We start from the raw sequence: 26,836 nt of genomic DNA on the forward strand, positions 1-26,836 counted from the left end.
TGGCCTCACATCCGGAAGACGCCGAAGCCCTCGGCGCCCTTGATCGGGGCATTGTGGATGGCGGACAACGCCATTCCCAACACCGTCCTGGTATCGCGCGGATCGATCACCCCGTCGTCGTACAGCCGCCCCGACATGAACATCGGCAGCGATTCGGCCTCGATCTGTGCCTCCACCATGGCGCGCATGCCCGCATCGGCCTCCTCGTCGAACGGCAGGCCCCGCGATTCGGCGGCGGCCCGGCTCACGATCGAGATGACACCGGCCAGCTGAGCGCCGCCCATGACGGCGGATTTCGCACTGGGCCAGGCGAAGACGAAGCGCGGATCGTAGGCCCGCCCGCACATGCCGTAGTGGCCCGCGCCGTACGAGGCGCCCATGAGCACCGAAATATGCGGCACCTTCGAATTCGATACCGCGTTGATCATCATCGCGCCGTGTTTGATGATGCCCTTCTGCTCGAACTCCTTGCCGACCATGTAGCCGGTTGTGTTGTGCAGGAACAGCAGTGGCGTATTCGACTGGTTCGCCAGCTGGATGAACTGGGTGGCCTTCTGTGACTCCTCGGAGAACAGCACGCCGCGTGCGTTGGCCAGAATGCCCACCGGATACCCGTGCAGCTCGGCCCATCCGGTGACCAGGCTGCCGCCGTAGAGCGGTTTGAACTCGTCGAAATCCGAGCCGTCGACGATCCTGGCGATCACCTCGCGCGGATCGAACGGGATCCGCAGATCCGACGGCACGATGCCGAGCAACTCCTCCTGGTCGAAAAGCGGCTCGGCCACCGCACCGCGCGGCGCGGGCCCCTGCTTTTTCCAGTTGAGCCGCTTGATGATCGAGCGCCCGATGCGAATCGCGTCCTGCTCGTCGACAGCCAGATAATCGGCCAGGCCCGAAACTCTGGCATGCATATCCGCGCCGCCGAGCGATTCGTCGTCGGACTCCTCGCCGGTGGCCATCTTGACCAGCGGCGGACCGCCGAGGAACACCTTGGAACGTTCCTTGATCATCACCGTGTAGTCGGACATGCCCGGGATGTACGCCCCGCCCGCGGTCGAATTGCCGAACACCAGCGCGATGGTCGGCACGCCCTCGGCCGAGAGCCGGGTCAGGTCGCGGAACATCCGCCCGCCGGGTACGAAAACCTCTTTCTGCGTCGGCAAGTCGGCGCCGCCGGATTCGACGAGACCGATCACCGGCAGCCGGTTCTCCCTGGCGATATCGTTCATCCGCAGGTTCTTGCGCAGCGTCCACGGGTTCGAGGTGCCGCCGCGCACCGTCGGATCCGGTGCGACAATCATGCATTCGACGCCCTCGACGATGCCGATACCCGCGATAACGCTCGCGCCGACGTGGAATTCGCTGCCCCAGGCGGCAAGTGGGCACAGCTCCAGGAACGGCGAATCCTCATCGATGAGCAGTTCGATGCGCTCACGCGCGGTCAGCTTGCCGCGCTTGCGATGCCGGGCCAGCTTATCCGGGCCGCCGCCCGCGATATTCTTGGCGAATTCCGCCTCCACCTCGCGCAGCTTGGCCGACATCGCCTCCGCGGCCGCGGCGTAGTCCGCCGAGTTCGAGTCCAACGTGCTACGCAAGGCTGTCATGACTGGTACCCCAATCGTTTCGCGGCCAGGCCGGTGAGGATTTCGGTTGTGCCACCGCCGATTCCGAGGATTCGCATATCGCGGTACTGCCGTTCGATCTCGACCTCGCGCATATAGCCGAGGCCGCCGAAGAGCTGGACGGCCTGATTGGCCACCCATTCACCGGCCTCGACGGCGGTGTTCTTGGCGAAGCACACCTCGGCGATCAGATCGGTTTCACCCTCGGCGGCGCGCTGCACCACGCTCCGGGTGTACACGCGGGCGACATCGATGCGCCGGGCCATCTCGGTCACCGTGTTCTGCACGGCCTGTCTGGTGATCAGCTTGCGCCCGAAGGTTTCCCGGCTGCGCACCCACTCCAGCGTGAGGTCCAGGCAGCGCTGCGCGCTCGAATACGCCTGTATCGCGAGGCCGACCCGCTCGCTGACGAACGCGCCCGCGATCTGGAGGAAGCCCGAATTCTCCGGCCCGACCAGGTTTTCCACCGGCACCCGCACGTCGGCATAGGACAGCTCGGCCGTATCGGAGGCGAGCCAGCCCATCTTCTCCAACTTGCGGCTGACCGTGAAACCCGGTGTGTCCTTGTCGATGATGAGCAGCGAGATGCCACCGGAGCTCGGTCCGCCGGTGCGCACGGCGGTGACGACGAAATCGGCGCGCACGCCGGAGGTGATGTAGGTCTTCGCGCCGTTGACGATGTAGTGGTCGCCGTCGCGACGCGCGGTGGTGCGCAGATGCGAAACATCCGATCCGCCATCGGGTTCTGTGATGGCGAGCGACCCGATCCGCTCCCCGGCCAGCGTCGGGCGCACCCACCGCTCGATCTGCGCGGCATTGCCGGAGGCGATGATGTGCGGCACCGAGATGCCGCAGGTGAACAGCGAGGCGAACAGTCCGCCGGAGGCGCCGGCCTGATGGAATTCCTCGCAGACGATCATGGCGTCGACACCGTCGCCCCCGGAACCGCCCGCCGATTCCGGGAATTGCGCGCCGAGCAGGCCGAGCGCGCCCGCCTTCTTGTGCAGCTCGCGCGGGATCTCCCCGGCCCGCTCCCATTCGTCGAGGTAGGGCAGCACCTCGCGGTCTACGAAACCCCTTACGGTGGCCCGTAATTCGCGCCGTTCCGGCGTATCCCACAATTGAGTCATTTCAGCAGCTCCACCGGAATGTCGAGGTGACGGGACCGCAGCCATTCGCCGAGTCCCTTGGCCTGTGGATCGAATCTGGCCTGATACGCGACGCCCTGGCCGAGAATGTCTTCGACGATGAAGTTCACGGCGCGCAGGTTGGGCAGTATGTGGCGGGTGACGGTGAGCGAAGCCGTCTCGGGCAGTAGCTCTTTCAACCGGGCGACGGTGAGCGTGTGCACCAGCCAGCGCCACTGGTCGTCGTCGCGCACCCAGACGCCGATATTGGCGTTGCCGCCCTTGTCACCGCTGCGGGCCAGGGCGACGGCGCCCAGCGGTGCGCGCCGGGTTTCGCTCGGCGGCAACGGTTCCGGCAGCGGGGGCGCCGGAACCTCGGTCAGCTCTCGGGTTTGCGCGGCGGGCGCGATATCGATCCGGTCGCCGTTCGGCAGCACCGCGATATGCGGCACCTCGGCCGCGTCGACATAGCCCGGCGTGAACACCCCGTACGGAGATCCATTGCCGGGCAGGGTGGTAAAGGTGCAGCCGGGGTAGCTGGCCAGGGCCAGTTCCACCGCGACGTTCGAGAACGCCCGGCCCACCCGGTTCGGATCCGGATCGCGCACCACGCAGCGCAGCAGCGCGCTGGCCTGTTCCTCGGTCTCGGCGTCCGGCCGGTCCAGCCGGGCCAGCGTCCAGGTCAGTTCGGCGGGCCGCACCGGCAGCCAGGATTCCAATTGCCGCTGTGCCAGTTCGGCTTTCGCCTCGATATCGAGTCCGGTGAGCACGAATTCCATCTCGTTGCGGAAGCCGCCGAGCGTATTCAGCGAGACCTTCAGCCGCGGCGGCGGCGCCTCGCCGATGACGCCGCCGATCGACACCCGGTCCGGGCCGTCCTGGCCGAGCCGGATGCTGTCCAGCCGCACGGTGACGTCCGGCCCGGCGTAGCGCGCCCCCTGGATCTCGTACATCAGTTGCGCCGCAACGGTATCCACCGTCACCGCACCGCCGGTGCCATCGTGTTTGGTGATGACGCTGCTACCGTCCCTACGGATTTCGGCGATGGGGAAGCCGGGCCGCCCGAGATCGGCGATTTCGGTGAAGAAGGCGAAATTGCCGCCGGTGGCCTGGGTGCCGCATTCGATCACGTGCCCGGCCACCACCGCACCGGCCAGCTGGTCGTAATCCGTTGCGCCCCAACCGAAGTGCGCGGCGGCCGGGCCGACGACCACCGAGGCGTCGGTGATCCGGCCGGTGACGACGATATCGGCGCCGGCGTCCAGGCAGGCCGCGATGCCGAACGCCCCGAGATAGGCATTGGCGGCGAGCGGCGTGCCGAGGCCCAGTTCGCTTGCGCGCGCGGTCAAATCGTCGCCGGCGACGTAGGCGATCTTGGCGTCCAGCCCGAGGTCCGCGGCGACCTTGCGCAGCTGTTCGGCCAGCCCCGCCGGATTCAGGCCGCCCGCGTTGGCGACGATCCGCACCTTGCGCTCCAGGGCCAGCCCGAGGCAGTCCTCGATCTGGCGGACGAAGGTCTTCGCGTAGCCGAGGCTCGGATCCTTCATCCGGTCGCGGCCGAGGATCAGCATGGTCAGCTCGGCGAGGTAGTCGCCGGTGAGCACATCGAGCCGCCCGCCTTCGAGCATCTCGCGCATCGCACCGAATCGGTCACCGTAGAAGCCGGAACAGTTGCCGATCCGGATCAGGTCCGGGTCGGCGGCCAGCGTACTCATCAGCGGGTATGCCTCCTGTGCTGGACCGGGGCGAGCGCCGCCACCCCGATGTGGTCCACGTTCCGGAGACCAGCATCACATCGAGCCGAGAAAAAAGCAAGCATGCGTGCTTGTTATTCCAACAGGCCGCCGGGCCGCGAAAAACCGAGATGAGACGCCATGCAGAATCGAGGGGTGACCGCAGCGGTAATCATCCTGTTCGCCCTGGCCGGATTCCTCATCGGCGGGGCGTACACGACGTGGAAAACCGCGCGCCCGCTGTCGATCGCACTCGGCGTATGCGCGGTTCTCGCCGCTGTCGGCGCCTTCCTCTGGCTGAAGTAGTTCAGTTCTCCGAGAGCCGGAAGATCCGCAGATCCTCCGGCACCCCGCTCAGCGGCGCGGCGAAGAAGCTGCGGCGATACGGTTTGGCCACCAGGCCCAGCTCCGCGAGCGTCTCCGGCTTCAGCGACTGCAACGTCGATTCGGAGAGCATGGTGTTGCCGTTGCCCGCCGACTCCATCACCCGCGCGGCGATGGTGACGTCGACGCCCAGCCAATCGCCGCCGATCTCCCGGGGCGAGCCGGTGTGCAAACCGATCCGCATCTGCGGCCGATAGCCGCGGTAGTCGACGCCGGACAAATTGCTCTTCGCCGCCATCGCGGCGCGCACCGCGCGATCGGCCGACGGGAAGACGGCCATCACGCCGTCGCCCATTCGCTTGACCACCTGACCGCCGCGCTCGGCGATCGGCGGTTCGACAGCCTTGGCCACCCGGCGCAGCAGGTCGAGTGTCGCCTCGTCACCCGCGGAGAGCGACCAGCTGGAGAACGCCACCAGATCGGTGAACATGACAGTTATCTCTTGGCTACCTTTGCCTCGGCCCATCCGCTCCAGCATCGCCTGCCAGACCTGCAGTGCGCCGAAGCCGATCTCACGCGCCGCACTAGGGGTATCACCGACCAATTTGTCCGCGGCGCGCGCGACCGCGCGGGCGCCGCCGGGTCCGGTCACCGACAGCGGATCGCCGAATGACGGATCGCCGGGCAGTAGCTCACGTCCCTTGCGCAGCACACCGATCAGATCGGGGCGCTGCCCGGCGGCATTCATCAACGCGGAGAGCTGTCCCGGCCGCCTGCCGAGCCCGGTCCGGCGGCGCGGCTCCGGCGTATCGGCGGGCACCAGCGGGATGACCACCTCGGGCGGCACACCATTTTCGTCCTCCGGCGCGGGGCCGGAATCAGCGCCGCCGGAAGGGGTACGGGTCACGTCCCGAGCGTATCGCAGCCGATCTACGGTCGGCTCGTTACCAATGATCGCCACCTTGCACCTCTCATCGGGCGGAGCGAACACGTCCTTGGGTCCGCCGATGGATAACACGATGGTTGCTGGCAGCCAGGTTAGTGATGGCCATTACCGATTGGAAGCGATCCCGATCACACTCGGCCGGAGTTGTTCTGATGTTTACCTGCCGGGTACACCACCGGCCCGGTGCGAAGGGGATCACACCGGGCCGATAGTTCACACCGCCGCCGGGCAGTGGCTGGCGGTGGCCGGATACCGCACCTCCCGACAAGGCCGGTATCCACAACCCGAGTGGCGAGGGAGGGCTACTCGGGTCAGCTCACCTCATGCGTCGCGCTTGTTCACCACGAACAGCGCGGCGCCGAAGACGATGGCGACAATGGCCGCGAAGTAGATCAGGCTGGCCCACGGACCCCAGTGCCAGTAGCTGGAATCCGGCACCGTGCCGAGGAAGCGGCCCGCGTTCTCGAAGGGCAGGAACACCTGAATGTTCTTGCCGTACTTGCCGAACGCCCCGACGATCGGTTCGATCAGCACCGGCCACACGATCAGCAGCGAGAGCGCGCCCGCCGACTGCCGCAGCAGCGTGCCGACCGCGACCGCCAGGAATACCGTGAGGGCGACGAAGATCGGGACCTTGTAGAAGATGTCCAACTCACCGTGCGCCAGGCTCAGCTCCCGGCCGACCTCGGCCGTGGTGACGGCCTGCAGGATGAAGAAGCTCAGGAAGGTCAGCACCGCCGAGAGCAGCGCGCCGCCCACCGCGATCATGCTCGCCTTGGTCACCAGCACCGGGGTCCGCTTCGGCATCGCCAGGAAGGTGGCTTTGATTGTGCCGAAACGGTATTCGTTGGTGATCGCGAGCGCGGCCAGGATCATGATCAGGATGTAGCCGAAGCCGGGAATGCCGCCCGCGCCGGTGATGCCGATCACGGCAAGGCCGTTCACCGCACGCGGCGGTTCGGTGGCGATCGAGGGATCCTTCTCCCACGCGCTGCGCGAGACGTTCAGCAACAGACCGAACAGCGCCGAAATCCCGAGCGCGAACACCACCGTCAGCGCCGTGCACCACCAGGGCGAGCGGGTGGAGGTGAGTTTGATGCGTTCCGCGGCCAATACGCCCATCAGAGGGCACCTCCCATCACCTGATCGAACCCCTCACCGTGGTACTGCACCGCACCACCGGTCAACCGCATGAACGCCTCCTCCAGCGAGGCACGCTGCGGCGCGAGCTCGTACAGCGTGATGTCGTTGGCGCCGGCCAGTTTTCCGACCGCGTCGCTGGTGACCCCCGCGACGACCAGCGCGGGACCGTCCTGGCCGTCGCCGACCTCGCGCACCGTCATACCGTTGGAGGTGAGCAGGCTGCGCAGCTGATCCAGCTGCGGACTGCGCACGCGCACCGTCGATTCCGAAGCGCGCTCGACGAATTCCTGTGTGGTGGAATCGGAGATCAGCTGCCCGCGGCCGATGACGACGAGATGTTCAGCGGTCAAAGCCATTTCGGAGAGCAGATGGCTGGACACCAACACGGTGCGACCCTCGGACGCCAGCCGCTGCATGAACCGGCGGATCCACAGGATGCCCTCAGGGTCCAGGCCGTTGACCGGCTCGTCGAACAGCAGCACCTGCGGGTCACCGAGCAGCGCGCCCGCCAAGCCGAGCCGCTGCGACATGCCGAGCGAGAAACCGCCCGCGCCCTTGTTCGCCACCTCGGAAAGGCCGACCAGCCGCAGCACCTCTTCCACACGCGTGGCGGGGATGTCGTTGGACGCGGCCAGCCACTGCAGATGCGCCCGCGCCGACCGGTTCGGATGCACCCACTTGGCGTCGAGCAGCGCGCCGACGGTGCGCAGCGGATGCTCCAGCTCGGAATACGGCTTGCCCTGGATGAGCGCGGTGCCCGCGGTGGGCTTGTCCAGGCCGAGGATCATCCGCATGGTGGTCGATTTACCAGCGCCGTTCGGCCCCAGGAAGCCAGTCACCTGTCCGGGGCGAACGGTGAAGGACAGATCCTGAACCGCGACGGTCTGGCCATAGTGTTTGGTCAGGCCTCTCAGCTCGATCATGCCGCCAAGCATTCCGTAAAAAGGCCGCGCGCGCGTCACTAGAAGGTGTCGAGTTCGGTCATCCTCGAGTATGACCGGAGCCCCGAATCTTCCCCTGAGGCGGTGACCTGCGAACCCGTCAAAGCGAGGGTGACGAGGCCTGTGCCCAGAAACGTTTCGGAATGCGTCCGGCTCGCCGGGCGAGTCGGCCCGCGCGCACGCCGTCGGCCATCGCGGCGGCCATCAGCGCCGGTTCCTTGGCCCGGGTCACGGCGGTCGCCAACAGCACCGCCGAGCAACCGAGTTCCATCGCAAGCGCGGCGTCGCTGGCGGTCCCGATACCGGCGTCGAGGATGACCGGGACGCCCGCCGCCGCGACGATCATCTCGATATTGTGCGGATTGCCGATGCCCAGGCCGGTGCCGATCGGCGCGCCGAGCGGCATCACCGCCGCGCAACCCGCGTCCTCCAGGCGGCGGGCCAGCACCGGATCGTCGGTGGTGTACGGCAGCACGGTGAAGCCCGCGTCCACCAATTGTTCGGCGGCGCTGAGCAATTCGATCGGGTCGGGCAGCAGGGTTCGCTCGTCGGCGATCACCTCCAGCTTCACCCAGTTGGTGTCGAGCGCCTCGGCGGCCAGCCGCGCGGTGAGCACCGCCTCGGCCGCCGTGCGACAGCCGGCGGTATTCGGCAGCGGCGAAATGCCAAGGCGCTTCAGCAGTTCCAGCACACCGGTGCCGCCGACGGCATCGACCCGGCGCATCGCGACCGTGGTCAGCTCGGTGCCCGAGGCCAGCAGCGCCTCCTCCAGCACGGCGAGATTGTCCGCGCCGCCGGTGCCCATGATCAGCCGCGAGCCGAATTCCCGGTCGGCGATCCGGAATACGTCCTCAGCCACCCTGCACCGCCGTCAAAACCTCGATCGCCCAACCGCGCCCGACCGGCTCGTCCCAGCGCGACTTCGGGAACACCGCGCCGTCCACCGCGACGGCGACACCCTGTGTCGGCAGCTCGAGCCGCGTCAAAAGCTCACGTACCGTCAGCGATTCGGCGAACTCGTGCTCGCGTCCGTTGACGGTGATCCCGATCGGGATGGCCGTGGCACTCATCGAATACCTCCTGTGGATAACGAAAGACGTTGGGTATCGGCCGCTTCCGCCTCCGGCAGCGCCGATCCGGCGAGTACGGCCAGCACCGCGTCGGCGGTGAGCGGGACGGCGAGCATGCCGTTGCGTCCGTGTCCGGTGGCCGCGACAACCCGGTCGGACAGCCGGCCGATCAGCGGCAGATTGTCCGGACTGCCCGGACGCGAACCCGCGCTCGCCTCGGCCAGTTCGTATTCGCCGATACCGGGCACGATGGCCTCGGCGTCGGCGATCAGGTCGCGCACGCCCGCGACGGTGACGGCGGTGTCGAAACCCGCCTCGTACTGCGTCGCGCCGACGACGATGCCGTCCGCGCGCGGCACCAGATAAACCGGTCTGCCGTGCACCCTGGCCCGGATCACCCGCGCGGGCGGCGGCGGCGAACCCGGCCTGCGGCGCAGGCGCAGGATCTCCCCCTTCACCGGGCGGACCGGCAGACCCGGCCACAGCCGGGCCGAGGCCGCACCCGCGGCGAGAACGATCTGGTCGTGCGGCAACTGGTCGAGCGATTCGACCGTTTCGGCCCGCAACTCGACGCCGACCTGTTCCGCCGCCTGCCGCAGCGCGGTGACCAGCTTCCGATTGTCGATGGCCGGTTCGGCGGGGGCCAGCAGTCCGGCGCGGACGGTGCGGGCCAGCGACGGCTCCAGCGCGCGCACCCCGGCCCGGTCGAGCAGCCGCAACTCGTGGCCGCGGGCGCCGACCCAGTCGGCGATCGTGTGCAGGTCGGCGGCGTCGGCGGCGTCCAGCGCGACCAACACCGTCGCATCGGCGACGAAAACATCGACATCCGTTGCCCGCCGGATCTCTTCGGCGAATTCCGGCCAGCGCGCCAGCGAGGCGGCACCGAATTCGAGCGCCCGGTCCTCACCGGGCCAGCCCTCCGAAAGCGGCGCGAGCATGCCGCCCGCCACCCAGGAGGCCCCCGAACCGACGGCCGGATCGAAGAGCGTGACCGACCAGCCCCGCGTCGCGGCCCGCCAGGCCACCGCCAGCCCGATCGCGCCGCCACCGACGACGGCAACAGTCCGCATTCGTTCCTCACCTCTGTACTCGTGTGCGCCCAACCGGCGGGGCGAGCTCGCTCCGCGCGCGGCGATCTCGATCGCCGCCTGTTCGCATCCCCACGGTAGCGCGGCTACGGTCATGGACGTGCAACCGTCCCACCCCTACCGATCCGTATCCCCCAGGCAACGCCTGGCGGACGCGCGGCTCTATCTATGTACCGACGCCAGACGCGAAAAGGGCGACCTGGCGAAGTTCGCCGAGGCCGCGCTCGCCGGTGGGGTGGACATCATCCAGCTGCGGGACAAGGGATCGCCGGGCGAGGCGAAATTCGGCCCGCTCGAGGCGCGCGCCGAGTTGGGCGCGCTCGCCGAGCTGAAGGCGGCCGCCCGCAGGCACGGCGCGCTGCTGGCGGTGAACGATCGCGCCGATATCGCGCTCGCCGCGGGCGCGGACGTGCTGCATCTGGGACAGGGCGATCTGCCGCCGTGGTATGCCCGCCAAATCGTCGGCCCGGACGTGGTGATCGGCCGGTCGACCCACAATCGGGCGCAGGCCGGGCTCGCCGCCATCGAGGAACACATCGATTACTTCTGCACCGGACCCATCTGGGGCACCCCTACCAAACCCGGTCGCCAAGCCGCGGGCATAGACCTGGTCCGCTCCACCGCCGACGCGCACCCGACCCTGCCATGGTTCGCCATCGGCGGCATCGATATCGCGCGCGTGCCGGAGGTGCTCGCCGCGGGCGCCACCCGCATCGTCGTAGTCCGTGCCATCACCCAGGCCGACGATCCGCAGGCCGCGGCACGGGAACTCAAGGCCGCACTGCTCGCCAACGGTTGATGGACGCAGTCATCGGCAGGACCCACGCACGGCCGAGATACGGCTAACCCAGCAGCTGCTCGCCGGTCAGTTCCAACTCTGGCCCCGGCCCATCGGGATCGTCGTGCAGCCAGAAGAAACCCTCGTCCGCCAGGTCGACGGTGCGCGGCAACGCCTTTGCGAGCGAATGCGGCTCGACGGGTTCGGTCAGGCGGATGCGGGCGGGCGTCGCGCGCAGCAGCGGCCAGGCCACCGCGAAACCCGGATGCAGCGCGCGGGATTCGACCTCGTCCTCGGGAACCCAGGCCAGCGCGGCGGATTCGCGGTTGCGCTTGGTCGGCAGCGTCAGCACCGCATCGGCGATGACGGTGGTATAGGTCCAGCCGCTGGGCGCCGACGCGGTGATCCGCTCGGCGCGCACGGTGACATCGGCGGCGTGGATCCCCGCCTCCTCCCAGGCCTCGCGCACCGCGGCGTGCACCGCCGTCTCATGACTGTCCCTGGCTCCGCCCGGAAGCGCCCAGGTATTGCCCTGATGACTCCACGGGGCCCGATGTTGCAGCAGCACAGCGGAACCGCCGCCGGCGACGGGCGCGCGCAACAGCAGCCCGGCGGCGCCGAAGCGGCCCCAGTGCCGCTGGCCGTTCACACCGGCCGACCACCCGTCGCCGTCACCACGCATCACACTCACCTCGTCCAGCCGCGGCGCCGAAACGGTTCGATCAGCGGGGCGTTTCACACCGCACGGCATCCGTAGGACCACAATAAACTGCGCAACTACGCATCTGGGACGGCCGGGTTGTCCGGTTCGGGTGTGGGTGGAAGCCGGAAGCGTTCGTGAAAGCCGCGGAACCGGCCCAGACTGGAGAGGTGGACATGGCGCTCGTCGAGCAGCAGCCTGTCACCCCGGAACAGCCCGGGGTGCTCCGGGCTGCCGCGCTGCGCGGGCAGCTGGATCCGGCCAATCTGAGCTCGTTCGCCCGTTCGTCACCCGGCAGGTTGATCGCGATGGGCCTGCTGCTCATCGGATTGTGCCTGGCCGCGGGCGCGATGACGGCCTCGACGGTGAGCAGCAGGCAGCAGACGCTCGACCTCCTGCTCGAGGACACCGAGCCGGACGCGCACGCCGCCCATCACCTATATACCTCGTTATCGATCGCGGATGCCGCCGCCAGCACCGCCTTCATCTCCGGCGGGCTGGAGCCGCAGGCGGTGCGCGACCGGTACACCCAGGCGATCGGCGAAGCCGCCGCCGATCTGGTCGCACAGTCCGGGCATGCGCCGGGTTCGGTCACCGACGCGGCGAACGATCCGGACGCGCGGCTGCGCACCGGCATCGCCACCGGACTTCCGGTCTACACCGGTCTGGTGGAGACCGCCCGCGCCAACAATCGCAGCGGATACCCGGTGGGCGCGGCCTATCTGAGCGAGGCATCGAATCAGATGCAGACGAAGCTGCTGCCGATGGCCGAGGATCTGGCGAACCGGCGCTCGGCGGCGGTGGATACCGCGCAGCGCAACCACATCCGCCCGCCGTGGCCCGCGATAATCCTGCTGCTGCTCGCATTGGTCGCACTGGTGCTCGTGCAGCGGGAGCTGGCGCGCCGCTGGCGCCGGGTGTTCAATCCCGGGCTGCTGCTCGCCTCGGCCATGATGGTCTTCCTGCTGGCCTGGACGGTGATCGCCGGATCGATCTCGGCGACGGCGATGATCCGCGGCCGCGACGACGGCGCGGCTCCGTATTCGAGCCTCACCGAGAGCCGCATCCTCACCCAGCAGGCCCGCTCGGCCGAGACGCTGAAGCTGGTGCGGCGCGATGCCACCGGCGACTACGACCGCACCTACGAGACGAGCATCAAACGGCTGTCCGAACTGCTGCGCGACTATCCGAGCGACGCGCCCGACGCCGACCTGATTTCGAGTGCCCGTGTCGCACTTGATCGTTGGCGGGTGGCGCATCAGCGGATGAACGACACCCTCGCGCACGGCGACTATCTCGGCGCCGCGACGGTGGCCACCGGCCCCGGCGTCAACGATGCCACCGCACAGGTGGGCGCCCTGGACGCCGCACTCGACAAGGGCCTGAGCATGACCCGTGATACGTTGCGCGGCAACATTTCCCAGGCGGCGCGGGTGCTCGACTTCCTGGCGCCCGGCGCGTTCGCGCTAGGCATCCTCGGCGCGTGCTATGTCGCGATCGGCCTCTGGCCCCGGCTGCGGGAGTACCGATGAGACGTTCCCTTGCGGTGATATCGCTGGCCGCAACGGTTTTCCTCGGCGGCTGCGCGAATTCGGAAAGTCCGGCCGCGCCGACCAGGACCGGGACGTACACCGAGATGCCGATGCCCGCGCAGGCCACCACGATAGTGTCGAGTTCCCCACTGCCAACGGCGAATCCGGATCAATGCGGCAATCCGCTTGCGAGCCTGCGGCCGTCCACCGCGGGCGGGCCGACCGTCGACGCCATTCGCGCGCGGGGCAGGCTGATCGTCGGCCTGGACACCGGAAGCAATCTGTTCAGCTTCCGCGATCCGAAGTCCGGCACCATCATGGGTTTCGACGCGGATATCGCCAGGGAGATCGCCAAGGATCTGCTGGGCGATGCGAGCCTGATCGACTTCCGCACCATCGGCTCCAGCGATCGTGAGAAGGCGCTGAAGAGCCATACGGTCGATATCGTCGCCAAGACGATGAGCATCACCTGCGAGCGGCGCAAGGACGTCACCTTCTCCACCGTCTACCTGCAGGCCAGCCAGCGGGTGCTGGTGGTGCAGGATTCGGGGATCAACGGGATAGCCGATCTGGCCGGTAAACGCGTCTGCGTGGTGCCCCGCACCACCTCGATGGACAACATCCGGCGCGGTCAGCCCGCCGCCAGCCTGCTCACCGTGCCGAGCTGGGCCGATTGCCTTGTCGCACTACAACAGCGGCAGGTGGACGCGGTGAGCACCGACGACGCCATCCTGGCGGGCATGGCCGCCCAGGATCCGTACACAGCGGTGGTGGGCGGACCGATCAGCCCGGAGCCGTACGGAATCGGAATCCCCAAGGGCGACGACGATCTGGTGCGTTTCGTGAACGCGACGCTGGAGCGGATCCGGACCAGCGGCCGCTGGCAGGAACTGTACGACGAGTGGTTGGTCGGTGCGCTGCACGAGTCCAGTCCGCCGACGCCGACCTATCAGGACTGACACAGATGACCACGCAGCACGAACCCGAGGCGGAGCCGCCGCAAGCCCATTCCGGGGCGGACGACGAATCCGAACCGGCCTCCCCATCGGAAACTATTGCGCCGCAGCAGAATTCAGCCAAGGCGACGAAGAAGCAACTCGCCCGCCCCGAGATCCCCACCGCACCGGAAACCCGTGCGATGGGCACGATGTCGGTCGAATCGGCCGTGATGCCGACCGAACTCAGCGTCGAGGCCGGACGGCGGGAGGTCAGCGCCGCCAATTCCGGTGCGACGGTGCGCACCTCGGGCCGCAGCCGGACGGGGCGCTCGCGGCCGTCGGTGCGCAGGCTCGGCGCCGGGCTGGTGCCGATCACCACGGTGCCGCCGGTGGATCCGCGCACGGCGGTACTGGACGATCCGGTGGTCGCCGAGGGCAAGCGCTTCTGCTGGCGCTGCGGCAACCCGGTGGGCCGGGCCACCGCCACCCGGCCGGCGACCACCACGGGCATCTGCCAAACCTGCGACGCCCCATACGATTTCCGCCCCTCGCTGAACGAGGGCGATATCGTCTCCGGACAGTACGAGATCCAGGGCTGTATCGCGCACGGCGGACTCGGCTGGATCTATCTCGCGGTGGACCGCAACGTGAACGACCGCTGGGTGGTGCTCAAGGGCCTGCTGCACGCGGGCGATGCCGAGGCGCAGGCGGTCGCGCTCGCCGAACGCCAATTCCTCGCCGAGGTGGCGCATTCCAGCATCGTGAAGATCCACAACTTCGTCGAGCACACCGATCCGGACGGCACCCCCGTCGGCTTCATCGTGATGGAGTACGTCGGCGGACGGTCGCTGCGCGACATACTCGACGCCTATCCGCGCCCGGAGCGGATGCCGGTCGCCGAGGCCATCGCCTACATCATGGAAATCCTGCCCGCGCTGGACTACCTGCATTCGATCGGGCTGACCTACAACGACCTGAAGCCGGATAACATCATGGTGACCGAGGACCAGGTCAAGCTGATCGATCTCGGCGCGGTCGCCACCGTCGAATCGTATGGAAATCTTTACGGCACCAGAGGTTTCCAGGCGCCGGAGATCGCGAAGACCGGCCCGACGGTCGCCTCGGACATCTACACCGTCGGCCGCACGCTCGCCGTGCTCACCCTGAATATGCCGATGGAGCAGGGCCGCTACCTCGACGGCATCCCGGAGGATCAGCCGACGCTACAACGCTACGAGTTCTTCCATCGGCTACTGCTGTGCGCCACCGATCCCGATCCGGCCCGCCGCTTTCCGTCCGCACGCGCCATGTCCGCGCAGTTGGCCGGGGTGCTGCGCGAGGTGCTCGCGCTCGATACCGGCATCGAACATCCGCAGCTGTCAACGGTTTTCAGCCCGCCACGGGGCAGCTTCGGCACCGAGGAGCTGATCAGCCAGACCGACGCCTACGCCGACGGGGTGGCCAGGAGCAAACTGCTCATGCCATCCGAAGTCGTTGCCGTGCTGCCCTTTCCGCTGCTCGACTCGTCCGACCCGTCGGCGCCGCTGTTGGCCGCGACCATGCATCCGGAGCCCGAGCAGGCCATCGACGCCATCCGCGAGGCCAGGGAGCGCGCCGAGGGCGACCCCGAAAACGCCCCGGAGACATTGGATCTGGAGCTGACACTGGCCGAGGCGCGGGTTCGCCTGGAGATGGGCGAATCGGCCGCGGTGCTGCATCTGCTGTCCCGGATGCCCGAGGACCACGATTGGCGCGTCGACTGGTACACCGGCCAGGCCCGGTTGCTGGAAATGGACTTCGAGAAGGCATTCGCCAGCTTCGACGCGGTGCTGCGGGTGCTGCCGGGCGAGATCGCCCCGAAGCTCGCCATCGCCGCCACCGCGGAACTCATTCTGCAGAACTGGGATTCGGACGGGCCGGAGCAGTGGCGCGATTACGCGGAGAAGTTCTACGAGACCGTGTGGCGCACCGATCGCGGCGCGGTGAGCGCCGCCTTCGGGCAGGCGCGCCAGCTCGCCGCGGCGGGCCGGGTCGCCGACGCGGTGAACGCGCTCGACGACGTGCCTGCCTCCTCGCGGCACTACACCACCGCGCGGATGACCGCGGTCCTGCTGCTGCTCACCGCCGCGCCGGTGGCCGAGCTCGACGAATCAACCCTGCACATCGCGGCGTCCCGGGTGCTCGGCCTGCCCAACGGCGAGAGCCGCGCGGTGCAAATGCGGGTGCTCGTGCTCGGCGCGGCGCTGGCCTGGCTGCAGGCGGGTAACGAGCCGAAACGCCCCGACGCCACCTTCTTCGGCGCACCCTTCACCGAACGCGAACTCCGCGCGGGCACCGAGGCGGGCCTGCGCGCCCTCGCCCGCAGCGCACCCGGCCGCAAACACCGTTACGCCCTGGTCGATCTCGCCAACGCCATCCGCGCGAAGACCTGGGTCTGAAACGGCGAGTGGCCCGGCCGGGAGGGAAGTGGCCGGCCGGGCCCGGACCGGTCGCCGATCCCGCGCGTGCCGACCGATGGGCAGACCGGTCGGCGCGGAAACGACGAGGGCAGCCGGGTTTCCGTGCGCGGAAGGAGTCCGACCCGACTATTGCGGCACACCGGGCGAACCAGATCCGTAACCCATACTCACCCACCGATCATGAGTATTTCGTGAACCACCCCCGGCAGGGTCGGGTGAGCTCCTCGTTCGCCGGAACCACAGCACCACGGTCCGGAGCTCTCGGATCAGCGTCGAACTGACGACTCAACTAGGCCCTGACCAACGCGCGACCCGGATACCGTTCGGGTGCCGATCTCGGAGCACACCATAAGGGCGGAAGAACCGGCCGTGCGCCGACTACAACGAAAGCCTATGTCTACCTGCGGCTTTCGAAGACATACGCCGACGTGATTGACAATTTCCGTCCGTTAGGTGAAGCTTTCTACAGCGCTAGAGCTGTGCCTCGCACGCGCTTCCATCGAAAGCCTCCCTCCTGTAACAAGTTTCACCGCTTGGTTATCGGAGCTTCAACCTCACGGTCGGCGATCTCAACTCGAGCATTGAGCGCGTCGATCGAACTGTGTTGACGGCGTTACCAATTCCGTTGACGGACTCGTGTGCTCCGGCTCAACGCCGCACCCGAGGCCGCTGCATTTTCTTTCGAATCCATCGAGACCGGCGTGTTTCCCGACACGGCGGTCTTCGTCATATTACGAGGAGCTGTCGTGTCGGATGCGATGAGACCGCTATACACGCAGGAGGATTGGGCGTCGATTATCCCGCCGTTCAAACCGGGTCCGCTGGCGGGTTCGGCCGCTGCCGGTGGACGACCCGAGGGAATTGGTGGCAGAGTGTACAACTTCCATGGATTGACCGCTGAGGGTGCGGCTCGCATGTTGGAGCGGATCTGGGCCGTCCAGGACATGATGGCCGCCGCGACTCCTGAAATCCGTTACGAGCCATACGATTTCTTCACGATCCCGGAGAACGACGAGATCAAGGGTGTACCGCTGCCGCAGGCGAGGGCCGTCACCGACCCACAGTCCTACACCCCGATGGACAACAACGGAAACCGCCTGCCCGACCTTCCCACCGTCCCCAACCCGAACAACGACACCGCACACCACCGAAACCCCCAACCCGCCTCACCTCCCTCGACAGCGGTCACCGATAGTCCGGGAACGCTGTGGCCGGGCCAATCGGTGCCCGCGGGCGCGCCAGGAACCCCGGAATACACACCGGGAAAGCCGAATCCTGTACCGCCGCAGCCGAACCCGCAACCGCCAGTCGAGCCCACGCAGGGTCGGCCCCTGGACCGGGTCGACCCGGCATTGCTGAACACCGTCCCGGGGTTGAGCGGTGCCTACAACAGCGACGGGACGCTGAAAACACCGCAGCAGCAAGGCACGGAGCGGACCGCGCAAGACCTGGTCGATGTGCCGAAAGCGTTAGTGGACAACCGCACCGGAATCACCGGCCTGGGTGGCGGCGGCCGGGTCGAGAAGACGATCACCGCGACCACCGACGGCTGGCAGGTCGACTACAACCTCACCCTCGCCAACGGATACACCTCCACCACCAGCAAAACCGGCGTCGATATCGAACAACTCGACAACGGGCGCACCGCCACCACCCTGTCCTACCAAGACGCGGCGCGGCAGGCCCGCACCGAACTCGGCCGCATCCAACAGCAGATGCTGACCCCCGACCAGAACCAGCCCGACAACACGATCGTGAACAACCCGTCGGTGTTCAGTTCGGGGATCACCGACGCCGGTGACGCACGACAGTTGGTCGAGGCACTCGAACGGCTGACCGCCAATCCCCACGCACCGATCAGGATCGTCAAAGACGCCACGGGCCGGATCACCACCCTGACCGTGCTCAGCGCCGACGGCCGAGAACACGTACTGGTCCTCAACGCCGGCGGGGTCAGCTACGACCAGGAGAACAAAAAGTATTTCGAGTTCTACCGGCAACCCGACGGTGTGATCAGAACCTCGGACGGGTACCGGATCGTCGACATCGACGGCCAATTCATTCGCCTCGACGATAGCGGCGCTCCGGTGATACCGACCAACCCGACCGCCGATGAGGCCCGAGTCTTCGACAGCAACGGTGTGCGCACCAGCGCCCCACACGGCGCGTCGTTGCTGCCCGGCAATACTGGGCCGTCGACCCCGGACTACGGTCCCTCACCCTCGACGCCGCCGACCACACCCAATAATGACGGGCCGCTGCGCTACCCGGTGACCCCGAACCCCAGCGGGCCGTTCGTCGTCGAACTCCCCAACGGCGACTTGGCCCCGATCTCGGAAATCCAGATCCCCAAAGGTGTTTCCGCACACCGGATGTACAAGGTCGACGGCGGCGGACTCCTCGTCGAGAACCAGACCGGCCTGCATTGGGCCACCGACCCCGGCCGTCCACCCACCCCCGAGGAAACCGGCAAAGCCATCACCAACGCCGTCGCCGAAACCATCATCTGGACCGCCGCCGGCGAAGGACTCGGCTACATCGCCATCCGCACCGGCGCGAAAGTCCTCCCCAAAATCACCGACATCCTCACCCGAAACACCGGCAGAACCGCCGACACCGCGATCACATCTGCTGGCACGACGACGATGCGAGCGGAGGTTCGAGCAGCCCAACCCGGAACCCGAGGCGCCGAATCGAAAGCAGCCGTTGGATCGCACGACGAAATCGACTATGAATCAACGGCTTCCGTCGAAGAGGGCGTCAATAGGGTTCGACAGCCATCGGAAGTTACTGCGGAGACGGAACTTTCTGACCGATCCGCCCGCTTCCACGGAACAGGGCCCGAGAACCCCGGGCAAGACCCGGTCGGTCAACGACATCAGCCCCCCAAGGGTGCCCAATCATCACAAGGTGTCGGTAACGCGAGTACGGGGGAGCAGGTCGAGGCATACCTATCCAACCGATACGGACTCCCTGTTGTGGGGTTCACTGATCCTGACCTTCCTGTGGAACCGCTCGCCGAGTTCGCCCGTGCTATTGATGACATTGTGGCTCGATACCCTGATATCGAGTTGCCGAGATTTGTCGGTGTCGCCGATGAAGGCCCGGGTTCAATCGAGTACGCGGTCACGACGGGCATCGAACAACCTGATGGAACGTGGGTTGCTCAGGCGCTGACGTTGAATCGAGAGTGGGTCGCATCCCTGGAGAGGATGCGGATCGTGACCCATGAGAACGTCGCGACGGGATACCATCCGCCGGGTCTCGAACGCCGTCCTTGGTATGCGACGACTGTGCACGAACTCGGTCATGTGCTCGACATCCAGGGGAATTACCACGCGTCCAACGCGGCAACGCGGGCGCTGAAGACCTACTTCAAGCGGCATGTGCCCCACTCGAGTGATCCTGTCCGGGCCTCTGAAGAGTTCGAGGCTTGGGTCAGTGCGTTAAGTGGATACAGTTTTGAGGAGGGCGAAGATCTTATGCTGAACGAGGCAGAAGCGGTCGCCGAAGCATTTGCTGACGTCGAACTGAACGGAGCCAACGCATCCGAGCCTGCCAAGGTACTGCATCAACTACTAATTGAATCAAGGAGACACAGGTGAGTAGGGCGAGCCGGTACCTAAGCGAAAGCCAATTGCGGGCCACCTTCGACAGAGAGCTGTCCCGTGCTCTTCGCGGCGAGGGTGCCCGTAATCATTCTGGCCTCGACTTCGACACCTACCGGGCTTTGGCCCGAGTCGCAGGGGCGTATCCGAACATTCCGCCGGAGCTGATCGAGGCCGCGCGGACGGCCTTCAGTGGACAACTCGACGGCTCCAACAGGGCGGCAAGGCCCAAACTTTCCTTCGAGCCGGGCGAGCTTAATAGCTGATATTCCCGAAGGAATGAGGTGTGTTCTCCAGACACAGTCGTCGCCGGACTGTTGATCGAATCGAGGAGACAGAAGTGAGACGCAGCCGACCCGACGACGAGCCGTTAGATTACCGCGAGCATCTTCAAGCTGAGTTCAACATCCAGTTCACTAACGCGATGGCTGGCAAAGGCGTCAGCATGTGCACCGATTTAGATCTCGAAACCCAAGAGGTACTGGCCCGGATTGCTGGCCACTATCCGGACATCCCGCCAGAGCTGATCGACGCGGCGCATGCGGTCTTCGCCGGACAGCTCGACGGCTCCCGCGACGACGAAGACATCGTTCCTTCGTTCGTAACCGGCAGGGCGACAAACGAGTAGACAACCCGCGGGGTCTCATCAACGCGCTCGGCGACGACGATCAACCACTCGACGTGACCTGTTTCATCAAGCCCTCGTGGCAGGACTGTTGAGAACCAGACCCGACGCCACGAATCAATCATCCCGATTCGTGAACGCCGCTCAGGCCGTTTCGGCGACCACCTGGGCGGCGGCGCGGGCGATGGCCAGTTCCTCGTTCGTCGGGACCACCAGTACCGCGATCGGCGCGCCGTCGGGCGAAATGTAGCGCGCCGCACGGTTTTTCGCGGTATTTCGAGTTTGGTCCACCTCGATGCCGAAGTGGCCGAGTCCGGCGAGTGCGTCGGCGCGCACCTGGGGGCTGTTCTCGCCGACGCCAGCGGTGAAGGTGATGGCGTCGACGCCGCCCAACTCGATCAGGTACGCGCCGAGATAGCGGCGCAGTCGATGGATGTAGACATCGTAGGCGAGGCGGGCCTGCTCATCGCCTGCGTCGATGAGCCGCTGCAATTCCCGGAAATCGTTGACACCCGACAGGCCCTTGATACCCGAGTCGCGGTTCAGCAGCGCGTCCACCTCGTCGATGCTCAGGTGGGCCGAGCGCATCAGATGCGGCACGATTCCGGGGTCCAGATCGCCGGACCTGGTACCCATCACCAGACCCTCCAGCGGCGTCAGGCCCATGGTGGTGTCGATCGGCCTGCCGCCGCGGACCGCCGACGCCGACGCACCGTTGCCCAGGTGGAAGACGATCTGGTTCAGCTCGGCCGGATCGCGCCCGAGCAGCGCCGCGGCCTGGCCGGATACGTACTCGTGCGAGGTTCCGTGAAAGCCGTATCGCCGAATACCATGCGCCGCAGCGACTTTCGCATCGATGGCGTAGGTCTTGGCGGCGGCGGGCAGCCCGTGGAAGAACGCGGTGTCGAACACCGCGACCTGCGGCACCCCCGGCAGCAGCTGCCGCGCGCTCTCGATACCCGCGACATTCGCCGGATTGTGCAGCGGCGCAAGGGCCGACAGCTCGGAGATGGCCGCGACGACGGCATCATCGATCAGGGTGGGCCGATAGAACACCTCGCCGCCGTGCACCACCCGATGCCCCACCGCGTGCACACCGGCCCGCCGCAGATCGTGTCCGGTCTCGGCGAACATGTCGAATACCGAACGCAATCCGGCCGTATGGTCGGCGATCCGGCCGCTGTGCTCGATGGTCCGGCCGTCGGCATGATGTTCGATACCGCCGGTGTCCTCACCGATCCGCTCGACGATGCCGGATGCGGCGAGGACGCCCGACCCCGGATCGAGCAGTTGATATTTGATCGACGACGAGCCGGAATTGATCACCAGCACCAAGTTTTCGGCACCCATGAGGCCTCCTACCCTCGGCTCGGCCGCGGCATAGGCGCGGTCGGAGCATATTCTCCGCAACCGCGACCGGACCGCGGTTGTTCCGAAACCACCCGCATCGTCGCACGTGTCACAGCGCGCCGCTCAGTCCTGCTGCGCCTGGATCGCGGTGATGGCGATCGTATTGACGATGTCGGCCACCAGCGCGCCGCGCGACAGGTCGTTGACCGGTTTGCGCAGACCCTGTAGCACCGGCCCGATGGCGATCGCACCGGCGCTGCGCTGCACCGCCTTATAGGTGTTGTTGCCGGTGTTGAGATCCGGAAATACGAAAACCGTTGCCCGGCCTGCCACTTGGGAATCGGGCAGCTTGGTGTTGGCCACCGTCGCGTCGATGGCGGCATCGTACTGGATCGGGCCCTCCACCAACAGTTCCGGCGCGCGCTCGCGCACCAGCTTGGTGGCGACCCTGACCTTGTCCACATCCGCGCCACTGCCGGATTCGCCCGTCGAGTACGACAGCATCGCCACCCGCGGCTCGATGCCGAACCGCGCGGCGGTGCCGGCCGACGAAATCGCGATATCGGCAAGCTGTTCCGAGGTGGGATCGGGGACGACCGCGCAATCCCCGTACGCCAGAACACGATCCGCGAGGCACATCAGGAAGACACTCGAGACGGTGGAAACTCCCGGCACCGTCTTGATGATCTCGAACGACGGCCGGATGGTGTGGGCGGTGGTGTGCGCCGCGCCGGAGACCATGCCGTCGGCGATGCCGCGGTGCACCATCATGGTGCCGAAATACGAGATGTCCGAAATGGTTTCGCGGGCGCGCTCCAGCGTCATCCCCTTGTGCGCGCGCAGCTTCGTATATTCCGCCGCGAACTCCTCCAGATATCCGGAGTTGCGCGGATCCAGCACCTCGGCGGCCCGGATGTCGACGCCGAGTTCGGCGGCGCGGGCGCGCACCGTCGCCTCGTCGCCGAGGATCACCAGATCCGCGATCTTGCGCTGCAACACCCGGCCCGCGGCGCGCAGGATCCGGTCGTCATCGCCCTCCGGCAGCACGATGCGTTTGCGATCCGCCCGCGCCCGCTCGATCAGCTGATATTCGAACATCTGCGGCGTGACCACATTACTGAGCCGAACTTCGATGCGCCGCAACAACTCCGGGGCATCAACATGCTGTTCCATCAGGGCCAGCGCGGTATCCACCTTGCGCGGGCTGCCCGCCGACATCCGGCCCCTGGTGCCGTGCACCGCGCTCGTGGTCTCATAGGTGCCCAGCGCGGTGGTCAGGATCGGCAGCTTCGCCCGCAGGCCCGCCATCAGCCGGGCCACCGCGGGATGGGGCAGCATACCGCCATTCATGATGATGCCGGACAGCGACGGAAACCCTTCCGCCTCATGGGCATTCATCACGCTGAGCAGTACGTCGGAGCGGTCGCCCGGCGCGATCACCACGACGCCGTCCACCAGCCGCTCCAGAATATGCTCGGCGGTCATGCCGCCGACCATCACCTCCAGCGCCTCGCGCTGCAGCAATTCCTGGTCGCCGCTGTACATTTCGCCGTCGATGGCCTGGCACAGCTCGGCCATGGTCGGCGCGAACAGCAGCGGCACCTCCGGCAGGCTCCACGACGGAACGCCGAACGGTTTCAGCACCGCCGTCACCTCGTCCAATTGCCTGGGGTCGCAGCGGTTGACGACGATGGCGGCCAGCTCCGCATGCTCGTGCACCAATTCGGCCGTGCACAGCTCGGCCAGCTGTTTGACCGCCTCCGGTGTGCGCCCGGAACCGCGCAGCACCAGCAGCGTCGGGGCGCCGAGGTTGGCGGCGATGCGCCCGTTGAAGCGCAGCTCGCTCGGGCTGGCCACATCGGTGTAGTCGCTGCCGACCACCACCACCGCGTCGCACACCTTGGCCACATCGTGGAAGCGCATGACGATATCGCTGATCGCGGCGTCCGGATCGGCGTGCACATCCTCGTAGGTGACCCCGATGGCCTGCTGGTAATCGATATCGGCGGTGCTGTGCTCGAGCAGCAGCTCCAGGATGTAGTCGGGCTCGGTGGTGGAACGGGTGATCGGCCGGAAGACGCCGACCCGCGCCGTTGTCGCGCACAGCATCTGCAGCACCCCGAGCGCCACCGTCGACTTCCCGGTGTCACCCTCCGGCGAGGCGATGTACACGGTGGATGGAGCGTTCTCGGACATGTCCGAGAGCTTAGTGAACGAGCGGCTACCTGGACCGTAGAGCGAGACCGTCATCACCGATGGTCCCGCGAACACACGACCGATGGCCTCGGGCCGAGGTGCCGGACGACCCGACGCGCAGGCGGCGGCGCGGCCCGGCGGATATAGTCCGCACATGGCCGACCAGTTCCCCGACCGGCAGTGGGGCTCCCGCACGAATGCCGTTTCCCGCCTTGCGAACAAGTTCGCGGCGACCAAGCCGGGCTCGTGGCTGATCCGCAAGATCACCCCGCTCGACCGGGCGGTGCTCGAACGCACCGACGCCAAATACACGGTGCTCGGCCCCATCGGCGCACCGGTCATCCTGTTGACCACAACGGGTCGTAAATCCGGTGCGGCACGCACCCAACCGCTGCTCTACGTACACGGCGGCGACGTGCTGTACGTCATCGGCAGCAATTTCGGCCAGGCCCACCACCCGGCCTGGACGGCAAACCTGCTCGCGAACCCGGCCGCGACGGTCGCCATCGCGGGCCAGCGCATCCCGGTCACCGCAACCCTGCTCGAAGACGACGCCGAAAAAGAGCGCATCTTCGCCCTCTTCGCCGACATCACCGACGCCTACGCGGCCTACCGCAACCGCACCACCCGCGACCTGCGCATCTTCGCCCTCCACCGGGCCTGACGCACCGACCCGCGAACGCCGGAATCGCGGCGTTCGCGGGATAGCCGGCTACCCGAGCGCGCGCAGCCGGGGGGCCAGGTCGCGCTCGAACAGTTCGAGGAAGCGCTTCTGGTCTTGGCCGGGGGCGTGGAAGACCAGGTGGTTCAGGCCCGCATCGATGTAGGGCTTGATCTGTTCCACCGCTTGGTCCGGATCGCTGGCCACGATCCAGCGCTTGGCGATCTGCTCGATCGGGAGGGCGTCGGCGGCGGCCTCCATTTCGATCGGGTCGGTGATCGAATGCTTCTGCTCCGCGGTCAGCGACAGCGGCGCCCAGAAGCGCGTATTCTCCAGCGCCAGTTCGGGATCGGTGTCGTAGGAGAGTTTGATCTCGATCATCCGATCGATATCGTCCACCGTCCGGCCCGCCTTGGCCGCGCCCTCGGCGACGGCGGGCATCAGCTTCTCGGTGTACAGGTCCATACCCTTGCCGGAGGTACAGATGAAGCCGTCGCCCGCGCGCCCCGCGTACCTGGCGACCAGCGGCCCGCCCGCCGCGATGTAGACCGGGATACCGCCCTTGGGCACGTCGTAGATCGACGCGCCGACGGTCTTGTAGTACTGCCCGTCGAAATCGGTGCGCTCACCGGTCCACAGCGCGCGCATCAGGTCGACGGCCTCGCGCAGTCGCCCGAAACGCTCCTTGAATTCCGGCCATTCGCCGGTGTAGCCGGTGGCGATCTCGTTCAACGCCTCACCGCTGCCGACGCCGAGCATGACCCGCTGCGGGTACAGCAGGCCCATGGTGGCGAAGGCCTGGGCGATCACCGCCGGGTTGTAGCGGAATGTCGGGGTGAGCACCGAGGTGCCCAGCTGGATCCGCTTGGTTCGCTCGCCGACCGCGGCCATCCAGGCCAGCGAGAACGGCGCGTGCCCGCCCTTGTGCCGCCACGGCTGGAAGTGGTCGCTCACGGTGGCGCTTTCCAGGCCGTGCTCCTCGGCCAGCACCGCGATTTCCACCAGTTCGCGGGGGCCGAACTGTTCCGCCGATGCCTTGTAACCGAGCTTGAGTTCGCCCATATGCCTGCTCCTCGAGGTCTTTTCGTCGCTCGTTCCGACAGTAGTCAACCGCGCGGCAGCGCGGGAATATGCCCGGATTTCGCGGCGCGGTGCACACCGACCGGTTCGCACGGCCATAGCGGATACTTGACACGTGACTGCAGCGGCCGAACCGATCTTGTCCTACCTCACCGATATGGACGGCGTCCTCGTGCATGAGGACCACCTGGTCCCCGGCGCCGACAAATTCCTCGCCGAACTCCGCGACAACGGAACCCCGTTCCTGGTGCTGACCAACAACTCCATCCGCACCCCGCGCGATCTGCAGGCCCGGCTGCGGCACACCGGACTCGACATCCCGGAGGAGGCCATCTGGACCTCCGCGCTGGCCACCGCGACCTTCCTCGACGAACAGCGCCCACACGGAACCGCTTATGTGGTAGGCGAATCCGGGCTGACCACCGCGCTGCACGATATCGGCTACGTGCTCACCGACAGCGATCCGGACTATGTGGTGCTCGGCGAGACCCGCACCTATTCGTTCGAGGCGATCACCACCGCGATCCGGCTGGTCGAGCGGGGCGCGCGGTTCATCGCCACCAACCCGGACCCGACCGGGCCGTCCCGCGAGGGCTCACTGCCCGCGACCGGTTCGGTCGCCGCGCTGATCACCCGCGCCACCGGCCGTGACCCCTACTACGTCGGCAAACCGAATCCGCTGATGATGCGTTCGGCGCTGCGGCGCATCGGCGCGCACTCACAATCCGCCGTGATGATCGGCGACCGGATGGACACCGATGTGGTCGCGGGTCTGGAGGCGGGTATGCGCACCATCCTGGTGACGTCCGGCATCTCCACCCGCGGTTCGGTCGAGCAGTTCCCTTACCGCCCGACGATGGTTCTCGATTCGGTGGCCGATCTGGTCGGTCGCACGGCGAATCCGTTCGACTGACG

Annotated in this window: 23 protein-coding genes; 10 read left to right on the forward strand and 13 right to left on the reverse strand. The window is 67.1% G+C overall.

Annotated features, from left to right (window positions below; genetic code table 11):
* Positions 1-5: 5 nt before the first annotated feature.
* From F5544_RS42730 to F5544_RS42740, 3 genes are read right to left on the reverse strand one after another with little or no spacing between them, the layout of a single operon-like run.
* The gene (locus tag F5544_RS42730) at positions 6-1,604 is read right to left on the reverse strand and encodes an acyl-CoA carboxylase subunit beta (protein WP_167478399.1); all 1,599 of its coding nucleotides are present in this window, start codon (positions 1,602-1,604) and stop codon (positions 6-8) included.
* Positions 1,601-2,752 (reverse strand): acyl-CoA dehydrogenase family protein, encoded by a 1,152-nt coding sequence (locus F5544_RS42735; RefSeq protein ID WP_167478400.1) that lies wholly within the window; start codon positions 2,750-2,752, stop codon positions 1,601-1,603. The genes F5544_RS42730 and F5544_RS42735 overlap by 4 nt, the downstream gene beginning before the upstream one ends.
* A complete protein-coding gene (locus tag F5544_RS42740; protein WP_167478401.1) occupies positions 2,749-4,464 on the reverse strand; it encodes an acyclic terpene utilization AtuA family protein in 1,716 nt (571 codons plus the stop codon). Before F5544_RS42740 ends, F5544_RS42735 begins: the two co-directional genes overlap by 4 nt.
* Positions 4,465-4,638: 174 nt before the next feature.
* On the opposite strand from F5544_RS42740, the gene F5544_RS42745 reads away from it, so the two are divergent.
* Positions 4,639-4,788 (forward strand): hypothetical protein, encoded by a 150-nt coding sequence (locus F5544_RS42745; RefSeq protein ID WP_167471252.1) that lies wholly within the window; start codon positions 4,639-4,641, stop codon positions 4,786-4,788.
* Position 4,789: 1 nt separating this feature from the next.
* On the opposite strand, the gene F5544_RS42750 is transcribed toward F5544_RS42745, so the two are convergent.
* The 6 genes from F5544_RS42750 to thiO all read right to left on the reverse strand — a co-directional run bounded on the left by F5544_RS42750 (position 4,790) and on the right by thiO (position 9,976).
* Positions 4,790-5,554 carry an adenylate/guanylate cyclase domain-containing protein gene (locus F5544_RS42750; RefSeq protein WP_167479894.1) on the reverse strand — a complete coding sequence of 255 codons (765 nt, stop codon included), beginning with the start codon at positions 5,552-5,554 and terminating at the stop codon, positions 4,790-4,792.
* Between the two features lie 519 nt (positions 5,555-6,073).
* On the reverse strand, positions 6,074-6,874 hold the full coding sequence (locus F5544_RS42755; RefSeq protein ID WP_167478402.1) for an ABC transporter permease: 801 nt from the start codon (positions 6,872-6,874) through the stop codon (positions 6,074-6,076).
* The gene (locus tag F5544_RS42760; RefSeq protein WP_167478403.1) at positions 6,874-7,818 is read right to left on the reverse strand and encodes an ATP-binding cassette domain-containing protein; all 945 of its coding nucleotides are present in this window, start codon (positions 7,816-7,818) and stop codon (positions 6,874-6,876) included. The genes F5544_RS42755 and F5544_RS42760 overlap by 1 nt, the downstream gene beginning before the upstream one ends.
* Before the next feature lie 118 nt (positions 7,819-7,936).
* The gene (locus F5544_RS42765; RefSeq protein WP_167478404.1) at positions 7,937-8,695 is read right to left on the reverse strand and encodes a thiazole synthase; all 759 of its coding nucleotides are present in this window, start codon (positions 8,693-8,695) and stop codon (positions 7,937-7,939) included.
* Positions 8,688-8,906, reverse strand: coding sequence for a sulfur carrier protein ThiS (thiS, locus tag F5544_RS42770; RefSeq protein ID WP_167478405.1), 219 nt, complete (start codon positions 8,904-8,906; stop codon positions 8,688-8,690). The genes F5544_RS42765 and thiS overlap by 8 nt, the downstream gene beginning before the upstream one ends.
* On the reverse strand, positions 8,903-9,976 hold the full coding sequence (gene thiO / locus F5544_RS42775; RefSeq protein WP_167478406.1) for a glycine oxidase ThiO: 1,074 nt from the start codon (positions 9,974-9,976) through the stop codon (positions 8,903-8,905). Before thiO ends, thiS begins: the two co-directional genes overlap by 4 nt.
* A gap of 112 nt (positions 9,977-10,088) precedes the next feature.
* Between thiO and thiE the strand changes: the two genes are divergently transcribed.
* Entirely contained in the window at positions 10,089-10,793 is a 705-nt protein-coding gene (gene thiE / locus F5544_RS42780; RefSeq protein WP_167478407.1) for a thiamine phosphate synthase, read from the forward strand.
* Positions 10,794-10,836: 43 nt separating this feature from the next.
* Here the strand turns inward: thiE and F5544_RS42785 are convergent, their stop codons facing one another.
* Entirely contained in the window at positions 10,837-11,454 is a 618-nt protein-coding gene (locus F5544_RS42785; protein ID WP_167478408.1) for an NUDIX hydrolase, read from the reverse strand.
* Between the two features lie 194 nt (positions 11,455-11,648).
* Between F5544_RS42785 and F5544_RS42790 the strand changes: the two genes are divergently transcribed.
* From F5544_RS42790 to F5544_RS42815, 6 genes are all read left to right on the forward strand, one after another.
* Positions 11,649-13,004: a hypothetical protein gene (locus F5544_RS42790; protein WP_238847550.1), complete on the forward strand. Its 1,356-nt coding sequence runs from the start codon at positions 11,649-11,651 to the stop codon at positions 13,002-13,004.
* Positions 13,001-13,963: a glutamate ABC transporter substrate-binding protein gene (locus tag F5544_RS42795; protein ID WP_167478409.1), complete on the forward strand. Its 963-nt coding sequence runs from the start codon at positions 13,001-13,003 to the stop codon at positions 13,961-13,963. Before F5544_RS42790 ends, F5544_RS42795 begins: the two co-directional genes overlap by 4 nt.
* Before the next feature lie 5 nt (positions 13,964-13,968).
* Positions 13,969-16,380, forward strand: a complete 2,412-nt coding sequence (locus tag F5544_RS42800; protein WP_174867524.1) for a serine/threonine-protein kinase — start codon at positions 13,969-13,971, stop codon at positions 16,378-16,380.
* A 659-nt stretch (positions 16,381-17,039) separates the two neighbouring features.
* On the forward strand, positions 17,040-20,006 hold the full coding sequence (locus F5544_RS42805) for a hypothetical protein (protein WP_167478410.1): 2,967 nt from the start codon (positions 17,040-17,042) through the stop codon (positions 20,004-20,006).
* The gene (locus tag F5544_RS42810) at positions 20,003-20,275 is read left to right on the forward strand and encodes a hypothetical protein (RefSeq protein ID WP_167478411.1); all 273 of its coding nucleotides are present in this window, start codon (positions 20,003-20,005) and stop codon (positions 20,273-20,275) included. The genes F5544_RS42805 and F5544_RS42810 overlap by 4 nt, the downstream gene beginning before the upstream one ends.
* Before the next feature lie 74 nt (positions 20,276-20,349).
* Positions 20,350-20,637, forward strand: coding sequence for a hypothetical protein (locus F5544_RS42815; RefSeq protein ID WP_167471253.1), 288 nt, complete (start codon positions 20,350-20,352; stop codon positions 20,635-20,637).
* 141 nt (positions 20,638-20,778) lie between these two features.
* Here the strand turns inward: F5544_RS42815 and F5544_RS42820 are convergent, their stop codons facing one another.
* Together F5544_RS42820 and pta are read right to left on the reverse strand one after the other, a co-directional pair.
* Positions 20,779-21,984, reverse strand: a complete 1,206-nt coding sequence (locus F5544_RS42820) for an acetate kinase (RefSeq protein ID WP_167478412.1) — start codon at positions 21,982-21,984, stop codon at positions 20,779-20,781.
* A gap of 123 nt (positions 21,985-22,107) precedes the next feature.
* The gene (gene pta, locus F5544_RS42825; protein WP_167478413.1) at positions 22,108-24,180 is read right to left on the reverse strand and encodes a phosphate acetyltransferase; all 2,073 of its coding nucleotides are present in this window, start codon (positions 24,178-24,180) and stop codon (positions 22,108-22,110) included.
* 154 nt (positions 24,181-24,334) lie between these two features.
* Between pta and F5544_RS42830 the strand changes: the two genes are divergently transcribed.
* A complete protein-coding gene (locus F5544_RS42830; RefSeq protein WP_167478414.1) occupies positions 24,335-24,844 on the forward strand; it encodes a nitroreductase/quinone reductase family protein in 510 nt (169 codons plus the stop codon).
* 48 nt (positions 24,845-24,892) lie between these two features.
* Here the strand turns inward: F5544_RS42830 and fgd are convergent, their stop codons facing one another.
* Positions 24,893-25,903 (reverse strand): glucose-6-phosphate dehydrogenase (coenzyme-F420), encoded by a 1,011-nt coding sequence (fgd, locus tag F5544_RS42835; RefSeq protein WP_167478415.1) that lies wholly within the window; start codon positions 25,901-25,903, stop codon positions 24,893-24,895.
* A 175-nt stretch (positions 25,904-26,078) separates the two neighbouring features.
* Between fgd and F5544_RS42840 the strand changes: the two genes are divergently transcribed.
* Entirely contained in the window at positions 26,079-26,834 is a 756-nt protein-coding gene (locus F5544_RS42840; RefSeq protein ID WP_174867668.1) for an HAD-IIA family hydrolase, read from the forward strand.
* Positions 26,835-26,836: the final 2 nt, after the last annotated feature.

Origin of the sequence: Nocardia arthritidis, from assembly GCF_011801145.1 — a bacterium.
In the GTDB taxonomy this organism is placed as follows: domain Bacteria; phylum Actinomycetota; class Actinomycetes; order Mycobacteriales; family Mycobacteriaceae; genus Nocardia; species Nocardia arthritidis_A.

Excerpts from the sequence above, each read along its gene's own strand:
- F5544_RS42730 (WP_167478399.1), bottom strand. The coding sequence starts at position 1,604 with ATGACAGCCTTGCGTAGCACGTTGGACTCGAACTCGGCGGACTACGCC.
- F5544_RS42735 (WP_167478400.1), bottom strand. The coding sequence starts at position 2,752 with ATGACTCAATTGTGGGATACGCCGGAACGGCGCGAATTACGGGCCACC.
- F5544_RS42740 (WP_167478401.1), bottom strand. The coding sequence starts at position 4,464 with ATGAGTACGCTGGCCGCCGACCCGGACCTGATCCGGATCGGCAACTGT.
- F5544_RS42750 (WP_167479894.1), bottom strand. The coding sequence starts at position 5,554 with ATGAATGCCGCCGGGCAGCGCCCCGATCTGATCGGTGTGCTGCGCAAG.
- F5544_RS42755 (WP_167478402.1), bottom strand. The coding sequence starts at position 6,874 with ATGGGCGTATTGGCCGCGGAACGCATCAAACTCACCTCCACCCGCTCG.
- F5544_RS42760 (WP_167478403.1), bottom strand. The coding sequence starts at position 7,818 with ATGATCGAGCTGAGAGGCCTGACCAAACACTATGGCCAGACCGTCGCG.
- thiS (WP_167478405.1), bottom strand. The coding sequence starts at position 8,906 with ATGAGTGCCACGGCCATCCCGATCGGGATCACCGTCAACGGACGCGAG.
- thiO (WP_167478406.1), bottom strand. The coding sequence starts at position 9,976 with ATGCGGACTGTTGCCGTCGTCGGTGGCGGCGCGATCGGGCTGGCGGTG.
- thiE (WP_167478407.1), top strand. The coding sequence starts at position 10,089 with ATGGACGTGCAACCGTCCCACCCCTACCGATCCGTATCCCCCAGGCAA.
- F5544_RS42785 (WP_167478408.1), bottom strand. The coding sequence starts at position 11,454 with ATGCGTGGTGACGGCGACGGGTGGTCGGCCGGTGTGAACGGCCAGCGG.
- F5544_RS42790 (WP_238847550.1), top strand. The coding sequence starts at position 11,649 with ATGGCGCTCGTCGAGCAGCAGCCTGTCACCCCGGAACAGCCCGGGGTG.
- F5544_RS42795 (WP_167478409.1), top strand. The coding sequence starts at position 13,001 with ATGAGACGTTCCCTTGCGGTGATATCGCTGGCCGCAACGGTTTTCCTC.
- F5544_RS42800 (WP_174867524.1), top strand. The coding sequence starts at position 13,969 with ATGACCACGCAGCACGAACCCGAGGCGGAGCCGCCGCAAGCCCATTCC.
- F5544_RS42820 (WP_167478412.1), bottom strand. The coding sequence starts at position 21,984 with ATGGGTGCCGAAAACTTGGTGCTGGTGATCAATTCCGGCTCGTCGTCG.
- pta (WP_167478413.1), bottom strand. The coding sequence starts at position 24,180 with ATGTCCGAGAACGCTCCATCCACCGTGTACATCGCCTCGCCGGAGGGT.
- F5544_RS42830 (WP_167478414.1), top strand. The coding sequence starts at position 24,335 with ATGGCCGACCAGTTCCCCGACCGGCAGTGGGGCTCCCGCACGAATGCC.
- fgd (WP_167478415.1), bottom strand. The coding sequence starts at position 25,903 with ATGGGCGAACTCAAGCTCGGTTACAAGGCATCGGCGGAACAGTTCGGC.
- F5544_RS42840 (WP_174867668.1), top strand. The coding sequence starts at position 26,079 with ATGGACGGCGTCCTCGTGCATGAGGACCACCTGGTCCCCGGCGCCGAC.